This is a genomic window from Peptostreptococcus russellii (assembly GCF_900110295.1).
GTDB lineage: Bacteria > Bacillota > Clostridia > Peptostreptococcales > Peptostreptococcaceae > Peptostreptococcus > Peptostreptococcus russellii_A.
In genome coordinates this window covers 1-14222 of the sequence record NZ_FODF01000009.1, presented here as the reverse complement: position 1 = coordinate 14222, position 14222 = coordinate 1, and the positions used below count along the sequence as shown (strand labels likewise).

The window sequence follows — 14222 nt, the reverse complement described above, 5'->3', positions numbered from 1 at the left end:
ACAATTAATACCACTATAAAAACTTTTGTCAATCCATATCTTTCTTTTGGAAAATTATAACAATGTAATTATATTTATTCTTTAAACTTTTTTAATATATTAAGATAATCTTTCCTAACTTTTTTGTACAAATTAGCTATAAATATAATACATACTAGCATTAAAGGTTTATATATTTCTTCACTGAATCCCAAAATATTATAACAACAAACAAAGTAAAAAATTATTGTATTTATTATAGCTAAAGTTATAGACCATTTTACACTAACTTCTACTTTTTCCTCTTTATATCTATTTGTAAGAGTTAAAACTGTTATAAAAGTAGCACCAATTATTGAATAAGATACTCTTATATTAGAAAAACATTCTTTTAAAGAGATCGCTATTGTAGTTTTCTCACTTAAACAAATACTTAAAATAGTCATTGACATGAATATAACCAATATGTAATTAACATAGCTCCATTTAGATAATTCTTTTTATCTAATGCTATATCATGCTTTTCTTGATCTTGAATGTACTTCTTTATTGTTGCTTCATTAAGACCAACTGTACTAACATAATAGCCTTCAGACCAAAAGTGTCTATTACCAAATTTATACTTAAGATTTGCGTGCTTATCAAATATCATTAATGCACTTTTTCCTTTGAGGTATCCCATAAATTGTGATACTTACACATCCATTTTGTATGTGATAAGCTGTTCGCTCTATTTGCCATAAAATCACCTTCCTATTAGTATTATTGAGCCTGAACAATTCAATTATACTATGGAATGGTGATTTTTTTGTATAACACCTGTCGCGCACCCGCATAGCGGATGGTTTATTGTTTCGCACGCTTTGCGAGCTCAACTGGGACACGTCCCTATAATTAAAGGAAGGTTGGATTTTCGACAGCCTTCCCGATAATCAAATATTTATTTTTTTACTGCCTGATTGGCAGATTAGCCATAGAAGGCTAATTTACAGAAAAAATTACATACACTCATTCAATATTTTACAAAACTATTTTTATTACAATTACTTGATTACTAACCTTTGTACTAAAATAAATTAAATATGTGTAATAATGGTTCGAAAATAGTACAATATTATTATTTACTTTTATCAAATATGTATAGAATAATATTTACTCCCATTATTACACATTATCACAATCTTGTTTTCTCTTGTATTATCAATTATGAAATATTTTTCAACATTAATAACTATTAACTCACTTTCTGTAAAAATAACTTTCTAGCTCTTATATTGACAATAAACCGGATCAATTAAATTATTATTTCCATGAGTGAGTTACAGTCCATATTTCGAACCATATGTATTAAGTGTTATATTTAAGCAACTACTATCTTTACGAACTTTTCTATAAATTTTATCTTTTACACGTTTATATCTATATACAAAACATCCATTCGTAAAAATCTCGAAAATAGTTATTTTTAATCCTTATTTGTATTTTCTTGACAACAAGACAACAGTCTCATCTTGCTCATCATTGTCCAAACTTATGCTTAGATCTTCATCAATGATAGGTAGCTTAAAAGTAATGGATTTTAACCATTGCCCATTCTCCTGTTTCTCTTCATAAATTTGAATTTCTGAAATAAGAGCTTCTATAAGTTGTCTGCGTTCAACATCATTCATTACTTTATATAGTTTATCAAAATAAATTAATACTTTATATATATTATCTCCAGTCAGTTTTTCTGTTTCTATAGTTTCTTTCTTGGTTTTAGCCTCTATTAATCGTCCTTCTAACTCTTCTATTCTATCATACATACGATAAAGTCTATCGTCTAAATCAGATTTTCTTCTTTTATAATGCTTATCATCAACATCTAAACTATCTATTTCCTCAATGAGTTTAAATTTTGTTGAATGACTTTTCCTCAATTCCTTTTGATAATTATCTATCTCAGTTTCGATAGCTGATGTATCAACTTTCATGTTAATTTTTTCCTGCATCATAGTTGCAAACTTTGGATTGCTCACTAATTTTATTATCACTTCTGATACAGCATCATCTAACAGCTCTTCTCTAATCTGCTTATTAAAGGTGCATTTATGGCCTCTATTCATCTGCCTATGTTTGCAACCATAATAATAAAAATCTTTGTATTTCGTTCCATCTTTTTTATATTTAATTGACTTATTCCCAAACATTCCCGCACCGCATAATGGACATTTTACGATTCCTGACAATAGGTGAGTTCGCATGTTTTTTCCTTTGTTTACATGTTCATATTTTTTAGCTTGTACTTTCAATTTTACCTGTGCTGCTTGCCATATTTCATCAGAAACTATTGCTTCATGGATACCTTCTGCTATCAAGTAATCATCTTGTTCTACCTGTTTATATTCATTTCTTGTTCCATGAACTTTCTCTAATGTTCTTCTTCCAAATGCTATTTTACCATTGTATACTGGGTTTTTAAGAATTTTTCTTATTAGTCCTGCATCAAATAACGGATTTTTACCATTTTGTCTTGGTATTTTTCTTATGCCATGGTTTTCTAAATATTTTGATATACCGTTTGCTCCAATACTTGTGTTTACATATTGATCAAAAATAATCCTTATTGCAACTGCTTCTTCCTCATTAATTATTAATTTACCATCTACAAGTTTATATCCATATGGGGCAAATCCGCCATTCCATTTGCCTTCCCTCGCTTTTTGGATACGACCTTCCATTGTTTGAACACGAATATTTTCTCTTTCTATTTCAGCAACAGCTGAAAGAACAGAAATCATCAATTTACCGGCATCTTTAGAAGAGTCAATTCCATCTTCAACACAAATAAGATTAACTCCAAAATCTTGCATCGTTTGTAGTGTTGATAAAACATCAGCAGCATTTCTTGCAAACCTTGATAATTTGAAGACAAGAACAAAAGATACTCCATCCTTTCCAGATTTTATATCCTCCATCATACGAGTAAACTGTTTTCTGCCTTCAATAGACTTCCCTGATTTTCCTGCGTCTTCATATTCTCCTACAATTTCATAATCATTATATAGAGCAAAAGCTTTCATTCTTGATTTTTGTGCTTCTAAAGAATATCCATCTATCTGTATTGATGTTGATACTCTTGTATAAATGTATACTTTTATTTTTTCTTTTGACATAGCATTAACCTCATTAATTCATTCTCTATTTTTTTGCTAAACAGGTTTGGACATTTCTCTCAAGACTATTATAGCATTTTTATTATAATTTCTCAATCTGAGTTTTTACCATGTCAATACTTTTCTCTTTGTTTTTATCTTCTTTAGGATTGTTTACTGGCATTGGAGTAGGCAGATTATCTAAATCCAAAACACCAGCATACTTTGTAATCATATTTGCAATTAAATCCGCCAATCCATTCCAGTTATTGTCCACAAGCCTCCCTCCTTATTTACTAATTATATATAAAACATAAATTTTCCATCTAATTAAAGTTTTTTGACATTAGTAGGTGCTTGGCAGCAACATAGGAATCTCACCTCCGCCTCTTATTAAGATGAGCCGGCTTAAACTATTGAAGTATCATTATCACTACTTGCTTCATAGAACAGGTTGCCACATCTGTTTTTATGTATTCTTATTTATCGCTCTCTTTCTTATATCCTTTATATTCTCAGTATTCATAAAACCAAATTTACATTTAGCAGAAAGGTCATGGCGTAAGTCATAATTCTCCACAAGTAGATAAAGTCCTACCTTGGTCTATTCTGTTGTCAAGGATCAAAAATCGAAAGGGCTTTACTTTATATTCATTTCATTTGCATTATCAAATATTCTTCTTATTAAAACATAAGAGGTCAAACTCCCCTTCACTTTATAAAGGAAAATTTGACCTCTTTGGTAACCAAAAATTACTAACTTCTTTATTTTTTCAAATAAAGAGCGGCTAAGATCTCTTAACCGCCATTTATTATAAACAACCTTTTAGTTCTGTATTCTTTTTGCAACAACTATAAACCTTCCTTCATCAGCAAAGTAGCTACATGTTGAGAGCATCATAATTTGATCCTCATAAGTAATATCTCTTAGTTTTCCGTAAATCGAAATATCAGATATTTTATGAATAAATTCCTCCATTTGTTCTCTTTCTAAATTACCACAATAATTGTAATACTTAAATAAATTAGGGTTGCCCTCATCTATTTCTGTATGAAAAGCTCCGATTACTTCATAAACCCTATTTTCATTCAAAGTGTTAAAAACTATATATTTATGATTATTTTTGTAATCAATATCCTTGTAATTTTCTAATGTTCCAAACATCGTCTTATTTTTCATATTATGTGCATATATAATAAACGATTTACTTTCTGGAGATAAGCCATCTCCTATAAACGGAGTCCCGCTCAACGAATACTCTTTATCAAAATTTCGTCTAAGATAATAATTCGGATTACCGGGAGTACTCATTACCGGATAATCGATTGGCGTATCTGCAATAGAAATCCATCCAACTAAATCATTATTCGTTTGATATATTTCTTTATAAGGGTTTCGCTCATCTTTGTTTTTTGTTGTAGGCACTACTTCAGCAACGAAATTACCATCTTGTTTATTATCATTGTCTGTGTTTTTTTCTTCAGAAACCCGCTCCCTTAAAATTTCAAATTTCTCTGCTTCTTTCTTATCATTTATCTTTACTTTTACAATTTGAAAAACCGAAAAGAATAGTATAGTTATACAAATAAGAATCACTATAATTCTCATAAAATTACTTTTCTTTTGTTTCATTAAAGTATAATAACACCTCCTTTTTCAAAAGTTTTATCTTTATATTAAAAATTTTTTCTCTGTTTCTTCATTTTCTATTATAATATATACTCTCCGCATTGCCAACAAGTTAAATAAGATATTCTTTTGACATATAATTTTCTCATTTTTGCTTGATATATTTTCCAATAAAATTAAGGACTTCTGTATTTAAGTACAGAAAGTCCTCAATAAGGGAATATTTTTTCTTCTGTTTTTTATTTACTTATATAATTGTTCTTATCTTGTTTATCACTATCACTTGTAAGTATGTAGCCTTCTTTTACAACACAGCTCCAAGTAAATTTATTCTAACAGTGCCTTTAACTTGCTTAGGTTTTCATGACCTAAAATGAAATCATCAAAAACTTTTCCTTCATGTAAGCATAGCACTCTCTCACAAGTATTCGCAATAAATTCAATGTCATGTGAAATAATAAAAATTATTTTTTCTCTACTTATTTCTTTTAATATTTGACTGACATGGCGCATATTTTCACCATCTAAACCACTGGTCGGTTCATCAAAAAATACTATTTTTGCCTCATCTATTGTAGCTATTGCAATGCTTACTCGCTGTTTTTGCCCTCCAGATAATGACATTGGATGTTGATTAATACATGCGTCTAAATTCAACTCTTTCAATGATTTTTCTATTTTCTCATTTAGGTCTTTTGACGATTTTTTGCCCAAAAGCATTTCATCATGAACGCTTTCTGTAAATAATTGATAATCTGCATCTTGCATCACAAAATATGAAGTTTTTAGGCATTCTCGAGTGGATAGTTTTTTTCCATTTAATGTTACTTTACCATTTTTGCTTTTTATAATTCCACACAACACTTTTGCCAAAGTTGTTTTCCCAACACCATTCTTGCCAATTATCCCAACAATCCCACAGTTTTCTGAGTCAACCTTTATACTAATGTCTTCTATTATTTTCCTTCCGCCTAATCTAACAGTCAAATTTTCGACTTCATATAATATTTCTTCCGTACCAATCGTCTTATATGAATGGTCAGGTTTTTTTATACTGGATAAATCAAACAGACGCAACCCTCTTTCTTCAATTTCTTCATCTTTCAATAAAAATGCTTTTTCAAATGAAGTTTCGTCTATGATCTCTCCATTCTCCATATAAATTACTCTGTCCACTATGCCATGCAAATAATATAATCTATGTTCAGAGATGATAATTGTCTTCCCCATATCCTTTAACTTTTTAATAACTGTTGCAAGCTGCATAGTTGATCTCATATCCAAATTTGCTGAAGGTTCATCAAAGATATACACCTCTGGATTGACTGCACAGATAGAGGCAATTGCAATCTTTTGTTTTTCTCCACTCGATAATGAAAAAATGCTGCGATTTTTAAGCTCTTCAATCTGAAATAAAGAGAATACTTCATCTACTCTTTCTTTAATAACATCACTTGGAAAGTGTAAATTCTCACAGCCAAATGCACATTCCGAAACAGTTTCTGTTGTGAAAAATTGCGTTCTTGGATCTTGAAAAACTGTTCCCACAAAGCTTGCTAATTCATAACTTTTTAAATCTTTAATACTTCTGCCATTTATCAAAACCTGACCTTTTAATACACCTTCATAGAACTTTGGAATTAAGCCATTTATTGTTCGTGTTAATGTCGTTTTCCCACAACCACTTCTTCCTGTTAGCAAGATAACTTCCCCTTTTAAAATTTTAAGATTAATATTTTTTAAGGAATTTATAGGCACATTATGATATTTAAATGACACATTTTTTAGATTTATTATTTCCATTGAAACCTCCTTTACGCTTGAGATTCAAAAAAACACATAACCCCCGAAAAAATTACAAGCACAATCAAATATATCAAGTCTTTCCAAGTCATCTTTAATTCAATAAGAGAGGTGCGTAATCCAGGCTTTTCAATCCCTCGAACAATCGCTGAAGCCGCTAACTCCTCTGAGATTTTGACAAAACGCATCATTAAAGGAACCAACATATACTCCAACATAGTAATTGGTTTAGTCAAAATATTTTTTATACTCAGCGAAACATTTCTAATCTTCATGGATTGCTTAATGGTTTGAATTTCTTCTGCAATCGTTGGAATAAACCTCAATGTTACCCCTAATGTAATAGTTATACTCTTTGGTAGTTTCATTTTCTCTAAAGCACTGATAAACTGACTTATACTTACTGTTTTTGTCATTAAATAATAATTCCCTAATACAGGCGAAAATTTAAACAATATATAAGCCGTTAAACCAAAAAACTTGCCAATTGATCCTAAGAAACCCAGTAAAACCATGAACAAAAATAAGCAGAACCCATACTGTAACAACCTCTTGACATATAGGAATTTTCTAAAATATGCTAAAATCAATGCCATAAAACACAAATTAATTATAATCCCCAAATTACTTTTAACTGCAAATAACAGAAAGGTCTGTGCGAATGTGTTTAAAATTTTTATCCTTGGATCGATATGAGGCATCATTTTTTTGTCCGATAGAACTAAAGGATCTGTCAATTCATCACTTCCTCTCATTTTTCTAAACTTTAAAAGGCATTGACTACTTCTCGGATTGAGATAAAGTCAATAGCCTTTTAAAATGACAGATTATTTAAATCATTCCTGCTTTTTCAAAATGTTTTCTTAATATTTTTTTGCCAACTGCTGCCCCCAGTAAAGAAGCAATCACTAACGCTACTGCTGATGTAATCCCCAGATAAGATCTTGCAACATCTACAAGGGTATTCACATAACTCATGTCTGTACCTGTTACTCCTCCTGTCGCTTGTTTGATGTACCAATCAGTAAAAACATAAATCGGGGCAATATCTCCGGCATAAAACCCGATCATTAGGACAAGATACGCCAATACCATTTTTTTATAACTTTTATACCCATCCAAAGATACAATGATTTCTGCAATAATACCAAAAACAATCATCGTAATGAGTAGCGTTTGTGCTCCCATTAAACCTAACAATATTCCCATAATAACAGAGGGAATTAGAAAAGTTCCTTTTTTCCTAATTTTTACTGCTAACAACATATATAGTGGTGCACATATAAACGAAAATATCGCAGGATAAAACAAATATACCGCTGGTGTTATTCCAGTGACCATCATCAGGAACATCATCAACGCAAACATGAGAGCACTAAAAATTCCCATTAAAACAAAATCTTTTATCTCAAGTGTATTTTTCATAGTTTTCCTCTTTTCTTTATAAAAATATCATATCTTTCATTACTTAATTCATTTTCGAGTCATTTATCATTTTTCTATAGGTTATTGATCTTTCAAGCAGTTCGTCATCTTTCCCAATCGCCTCAATTTTACCATTATCAAGCAAAACAATTTTGTCCGCACTTCGAATTGTTCTCATTCGGTGGGCTATTACAATGACCGTTTTTTGCTTAATCAGCTCAGATAGAGCTTCTTGAATAAGGCTTTCATTTTCCACATCTAAAGATGCTGTTGCTTCATCCATTAAGATAATTGGAGCATCCTTAAGAAGTGCTCTTGCAATTGAAATTCGTTGCCTTTCTCCTCCCGATAATCTTTCTCCATTTTCACCTATAATTGTATCAATTCCATTTGGCATTTTTTTAATAAATTCATTACATCTTGCTATTTCAGCCACTCGTAGAATTTCAGCATCTGTCGCTTGTTTTTTACCAATGCGTATATTGTCTTTTATACTTGCATTGAACAACACGACATCTTGAAAAACAATGGAAAAATTCTTTAGTAATGTTTCAGGGTCTACTTTACGAATATCTTCCCCTCCCAAAAAAATTGTTCCTTCATTGATGTCCCAAAACCTTGCAGCAAGTTTTGTAAGAGTGGTTTTCCCACTTCCTGATGCGCCAATAAGTGCTGTTACTTCTCCTTGTTTAGCTGTAAAATTCACATTCTTAATAACCGAGTAATCTTCATAACCAAAAGAAACATTTTTAAACTCAATATCATAATTTTGGGGAGAAAAATCTGTTTTCCCCTCTTGAATTGGCATTGTCTTTATTTCTTTTATTCTGCCTACAACACTATCCAACATATCAATCATGCCCATAAAGGCAATGATCCCCTCAATTGGAAGATAGATACTTGCGGTCATAATTAGAAATACAATATATACCAAAATACTGATTTCTCCCACAAAAAGCATTTGTGCACCTGTAACTGCAACCGTCACTAACCCCATTTTCAAAAGTATTCCGGAAAAAGCTACTGCAACATTGGTTACAATTTCGACATTTCCCTTTAGTTTTGTACTTTTGTGTAGTTTTTCAAAAAATTGTTTTTGTGCCTTTTCCTCTAAGTTATACGACTTTATTTCCTGAATCTGTTCGATTTTTTCTTGAAGATCATCAAGCACCTCTCTATTTTTTTCTATCCATTTTTCATTGTTTTTTTTTCGTTTATTTTTAGATAAAAAGAAAATTAAAAGAGAAACAGGAATGACCCACAATGCTGCTAACCCAAGTTTTAAATTATAGCTAAGAATTAAAATGGAAATAATCGCTGTTGAAATCGCCGTAGCATATATTTGAGGAACAGCATGAGAAAAAATTTCTTCATACAGTGACATATCGCCCATCATCGTAGCAGCTAAATCCGAGGTATTGCGTTTTCCAAAATAGGACAATGGTAATTTTTTAAGTCTGTTTGCAATATCCACTCGAACAGTAGCACTTTCACTATACACATTGGTGTACAAGCGAGTGTAATCCCATCTGGCAACAAAAAACATTGCCAGTAACATCACCAAGATAAGAAATACATAGTGTTGTGGTGTTAATGGTATGGATCCCTCTGTTCCATCGATATCGCTTAGAAATTGAAAGATAAACATGAAAGCGATAATTGGTGGGAACATTTTTGTCAAGTTTAAAAGTGTATGAGAAAAAATAGCTTTTGTTAGATTATTTGCTCCAGTCTCTGACATGGCATACTTTTTCATAAAATGCTTAATCATTTTTACCTCCAATCTTCCAGTTCACTGACCTTTGGTATTCCTCCCAAAGCGATTTATATACACCTTGTTTTCCCAAAAGTTCTTCGTGCTTTCCTTCTTCTGCAATTTGTCCATCTTCAATGACAAGGATTTTATCTGCGTCTATCACCGTTGAAAGTCGATGTGCAATCATCAAAGTGGTTTTGTTTTTGGCTAATTTTTTAAAAGATTCCTGTATAATGTGTTCATTCTCAGGATCTGCAAAAGCTGTTGCCTCATCTAAGATTACATAGTCAGCATCTTTCAAAAAAGCTCTGGCAATTACAAGACGCTGCGCTTCTCCTCCTGAAAAGTAAGTGCCTGTTGAACCATAAACCGTTTTTAGCCCATCTTTTAAATTTTCTACAAATTCCTTTGCTCCTGCATCAGAAAGTGCCTGTTCAATCTCTTTATCCGTCGCATCTTCCTTTCCTATTAGGAGATTTTTTCTCAAGCTCATTTTAAAAAGTCGGGCATTTTGAAATACAAATGAAATTTTCTGCATAAGAGAAATTTTGTCATATTCTTTTATATCATTCCCACCAAGTAAAATTTTTCCTTCATCAGCATCGTAAAACCTCGCCGCAAGGCGGGCGATCGTTGTCTTTCCACCCCCAGAGCGTCCCACTAAAGCGACCGTCTCGCCTTTATTTACTTTAAAAGAAATATTGTCTAATACTTTTTCATTTCCATAAGAAAAAGAGACATTTTTAAACTCAATCCCACCAGTTGATTGTTTTTCCTTTCCATAAGTCATTTCCTCATAATCAAGGGCGTCTTCTATTTTGTTAAGAGCCAGTTCTGCAAAATAAAGATACTGACCGATAGTTGCAGAGCGCATAATAAGTACTCCAAAAATCGGTCCGATTAAAAAATAGATAACCGAATTTGCAACAACGCCATGAGGACTTTCTCCTGTCGCAATAATATACAGAGCAACAGGAACAAGAAAGAAAGCTGTCGATCCAGAAGTTGCTTCAAACATAGACATTTTATTTCTGTAGCCCATAATCATTTTCAATACACTGTCTTTCATGGTGTTAATAGCGTCGTAAAGACGCTTAAAACTTTCCACGCTTTGCCCAAAAGTTTTTACCACTGGAATTCCTCTAACATATTCAACTGTCTCGGCAGATAAAATATTAATATGTTCATAATATTCTTCTCTATTTTTCTTTCCCTCAGAGGTCATCATTGTTGCCATAAAAATGAAACCAATAAAAACAGGGACAAGGCTTGCCAAACCTAATCTCCAATCAAATAAAAACAGAAATACCACGATTACGATTGGAGAAACAAAGGTTGAAGCAATGTCTGGAAGTTGATGAGCTAAAATATTATGCGTTTCAGCCGCACCCCCTATAATAATCCCACGAAGTTTTCCACTTTCTTTATTTGTAAAATATCCCAATGGCTTTTTCAGTAATCTTTCTACACTAATCTTTATTAAATTATCCTCAACCTCAAATGCAAAAAGATGGGATAAGATACCTGCAAACACATAGAGACAAAGTCCAATGCAAGGAAGGATTGTTGCATATAGAATATTCTCTTTAATCATTATAGCAGTCAGATTTTCATCCAATATCATCATCCTTACAATTTTATGAATATACCACATGGGCATTAGCAACAGAATTCCTGAAATAGCCGAAAAAAACATCGCTAAAAAAAGTATATATTTTTTATCTCCGGCATAAGGCATTATTCTTTTTAAAACAGGTGTTTTCTTTTCCTTTTTCATTTTATCCCTCTCTTTCTATGTAAAAATAATGCTAAAATCTTAAAAAATACAGAATAACTATTATTATTCCAATTAGACAACTTTCAATCGCTTTTCTTTCTACTTAGTCCTTATTTTAATCATTTTTATTGTATCATCTCTCTTGTTATGTTACAATAAGAATACAAGTTTAAAGTCTAAAAGGGATAATGTCTAATTGGGATATTTTATGACAATAAAGGTGGGGATATTTATGATAAATTACTACGAATTCGTTAAAAACTATTTAGAAGCAGACTCTTGTATGGAAAATCCCAAATACTGTAATCTTGGAACTACTTTCTGTGTTTGTAGAGAAGAAGTTGAAGGTTGTTATTGGTTTTATGAGACAAATTTGTTCATTGTTGAGATACATGATTTTTTTATAAAAAAAGAACTTGTTCATTCTGCAACCCCTAATATGAATCAATTTATGTCCTTTTCCTCTTCTTATATAATCACTGGTAATGGCGAGAGTTTCAACCCTTATCAAACATTATCAGCAAATTCGTTGTATATTGTTGATATAGAAAACATGCATAAAGATTATAAATTTCTGTTACACAACAACTTTCCCTATTTAAGTGTTGGGATTAGCTTCAAAAAAGAAATGATTGAAGAATATCTTTCTTCTTTAAAGAAAGAGCAGAATATTTCTTATTCAGATATATTTACCTCTATCAATCCTTCCGTTGTAAAATCCTTTGCGCCATTAGCAAGAGAGATCTTAAATTGTAAAATGGCGTCTCCTGCCGCAGAATTATTTTTTGAAGCAAAAGCAAAAGAATGGCTTAGCTTAACCATTAATGCTTTTTTCAATAACAGAAATATCACGATTTCAAAAGACGATGATCAAGCATTAATGGATGTGGCAAAATATCTTGATGATCATTATGCAATTGATGTTGCGCAAGATACTCTTGAAAAAATCGCCTCCATGAGTGGTACAAAACTGAAAAAATTATTTAAACAAAAATATCAGGTCAGCATCACAGAATATTCCCAAAGAAGACGCATGAATATAGCAGAAACTCTATTGCTTAATTCACCGCTTAGCATTAAAGAGATTTCTGAATCCGTAGGTTATTCTTCCCATAGTAAATTCAGTTCTTATTTTAAAAAAGTTAAAGGAATTTATCCTCGTGATGTTAGAAAACTCGCAAAAAAAGGAAACTGTACCATAGAATGTGATAAATGTAAAAACAACTTTGATTAAACTTTTTATATATCTAAATGAGCAGTGCATCTTAAAGATACACTGCTCGTCATTTTTTCTAAAAATCTTCAATTAGCCTTCTTAACTTTTCAAGAATCTTATTTCTTTTCTTAATAAGTGCAGGATGAGAAATACCTTTGAATTTGGCAACTGAACGAACAGTTTCATCCATAAAATATAATCTTATTATTATATCCTTTTCTTCTTCACTTAACTTTGATATCGCTTTTCTTGTAGTTTCAATCATAGAATGTGTTACCACAATTTTTTCTACATCAATGCTATTGTCTTGAAGATTATCTTCAAAATGTCCGTCATGATTTAATTCTGAAAAAAGTATTAATTTATTTTTTCTATCCAATTTTCTAAGATATTTTTCATGCTCAATGCTTTTCCAATAAGTTTTATATACTTCTTCATTTACAGAAATTTTCTTCCCTTTGACATATAAATAGAATTCTTTTTTGCTCATTGTATAATCCTCCTTTTTCGTTTTCCGTTTTAAAAAACAAAAAAGGAGGACTCCTACACAACGGCGTAAAAAGTCCTCCTAAAGGTACAATATTAAATTGTATCAATCTTGTTATTGCTATATTAAGTTGTATTTTTTCATGTCCTAAACGGATATCGCTTTACCATTGTTACCTTTTTCATAGTACCTCCCAAACATTCTATATCTACACTCTTCATATAAACTAACTATAGTAATCTTTGAGGGTGCAAATAACAAGATATTAGGACACATTGTTTTTTAGGTATAACAAACCTTACCTGTCACTATACATTAGTGTAATTACTAATGATTTATGATTATTAATTAATCTTGTTCATTCCCCTCTTCTTTTCTTTTTTTGATACCAAGAAGTAGTAATATGCTTGCAGCTAACGATGCTAAAATCCCATACAAACCAGTTTGAGATTCATCACCAGTTTTTGGTAAATTCCCAAGCTTATTAACAGAGTTATTCGATTTCTTTACATCAATTTTCCCTGCGTTATTATTTGGATTCTGTGAACTTGAGGTATTATCATTGTCGTTTGCTTTATTTGAATTCACATCATCCTTACCTGTATTTGAATTATTAGGGTCAGAGCTATTTCCCGTATTGTCAGGATTGTTAGTATCAGACGAACCGGAATTATTTCCTGTATTAGATGTATCAGTTGAACCCGTATCGGAGTTATTTTTTGGAATTGAATTAGGGTCTTTTGGATTAGAACCTTTTTCATTTTCTTCTGTATCTGGAATTCCGTCTCCATCATCGTCAGTATCTGTGATGTCTGGTGTTCCATCTCCATCTGTATCCCTTTGCACTGTGACTACAAATGTTTTTCTTGTTGTTGCTCCATCTTTTTCTGCTTTCACTGTTATCGTGATATCTTTTGTTTCTTCTGCTCCATTCCAGTCTACACTCGGTGTTCCTTGAATTGTTCCATCTTCAAAGCTTAATCCATCTCCTAAGCCTTCTACTGTTACTGTTGAA

Annotated in this window: 11 protein-coding genes and 1 pseudogene; 1 reads left to right on the top strand and 11 read right to left on the bottom strand. The window is 31.5% G+C overall.

Features of this window, described 5'->3' with window-relative positions:
• Positions 1-421: 421 nt before the first annotated feature.
• The 9 genes and pseudogenes from tnpA to BMY82_RS06265 form a co-directional block, all read right to left on the bottom strand.
• Positions 422-673 (bottom strand): annotated as a pseudogene (gene tnpA / locus BMY82_RS06305) (IS200/IS605 family transposase); the annotation flags it as partial.
• A gap of 778 nt (positions 674-1451) precedes the next feature.
• Positions 1452-3134: a recombinase family protein gene (locus BMY82_RS06300; protein ID WP_091975714.1), complete on the bottom strand. Its 1683-nt coding sequence runs from the start codon at positions 3132-3134 to the stop codon at positions 1452-1454.
• 82 nt (positions 3135-3216) lie between these two features.
• Positions 3217-3390 (bottom strand): hypothetical protein, encoded by a 174-nt coding sequence (locus BMY82_RS09450; protein ID WP_091975713.1) that lies wholly within the window; start codon positions 3388-3390, stop codon positions 3217-3219.
• 549 nt (positions 3391-3939) lie between these two features.
• Entirely contained in the window at positions 3940-4746 is an 807-nt protein-coding gene (locus BMY82_RS06290) for a class B sortase (protein ID WP_091975712.1), read from the bottom strand.
• A gap of 324 nt (positions 4747-5070) precedes the next feature.
• Positions 5071-6546 (bottom strand): ABC transporter ATP-binding protein, encoded by a 1476-nt coding sequence (locus BMY82_RS06285; protein WP_091975711.1) that lies wholly within the window; start codon positions 6544-6546, stop codon positions 5071-5073.
• A gap of 11 nt (positions 6547-6557) precedes the next feature.
• Positions 6558-7301 (bottom strand): energy-coupling factor transporter transmembrane component T, encoded by a 744-nt coding sequence (locus tag BMY82_RS06280; RefSeq protein WP_091975710.1) that lies wholly within the window; start codon positions 7299-7301, stop codon positions 6558-6560.
• Positions 7302-7377: 76 nt separating this feature from the next.
• Positions 7378-7971: an MptD family putative ECF transporter S component gene (locus BMY82_RS06275; protein WP_091975709.1), complete on the bottom strand. Its 594-nt coding sequence runs from the start codon at positions 7969-7971 to the stop codon at positions 7378-7380.
• A gap of 43 nt (positions 7972-8014) precedes the next feature.
• Positions 8015-9742 carry an ABC transporter ATP-binding protein gene (locus BMY82_RS06270; RefSeq protein ID WP_091975708.1) on the bottom strand — a complete coding sequence of 576 codons (1728 nt, stop codon included), beginning with the start codon at positions 9740-9742 and terminating at the stop codon, positions 8015-8017.
• Positions 9735-11504, bottom strand: a complete 1770-nt coding sequence (locus BMY82_RS06265) for an ABC transporter ATP-binding protein (protein ID WP_091975707.1) — start codon at positions 11502-11504, stop codon at positions 9735-9737. The genes BMY82_RS06270 and BMY82_RS06265 overlap by 8 nt, the downstream gene beginning before the upstream one ends.
• Before the next feature lie 232 nt (positions 11505-11736).
• Between BMY82_RS06265 and BMY82_RS06260 the strand changes: the two genes are divergently transcribed.
• A complete protein-coding gene (locus BMY82_RS06260; RefSeq protein ID WP_091975706.1) occupies positions 11737-12738 on the top strand; it encodes a helix-turn-helix domain-containing protein in 1002 nt (333 codons plus the stop codon).
• Between the two features lie 58 nt (positions 12739-12796).
• Here the strand turns inward: BMY82_RS06260 and BMY82_RS06255 are convergent, their stop codons facing one another.
• Both BMY82_RS06255 and BMY82_RS06250 read right to left on the bottom strand, forming a co-directional pair.
• Positions 12797-13210: an RNA polymerase sigma factor gene (locus BMY82_RS06255; RefSeq protein ID WP_091975705.1), complete on the bottom strand. Its 414-nt coding sequence runs from the start codon at positions 13208-13210 to the stop codon at positions 12797-12799.
• Positions 13211-13555: 345 nt separating this feature from the next.
• Positions 13556-14222 (bottom strand): sortase B protein-sorting domain-containing protein (locus BMY82_RS06250; protein ID WP_144019723.1); only part of this gene is annotated, 667 nt, incomplete at its 5' end.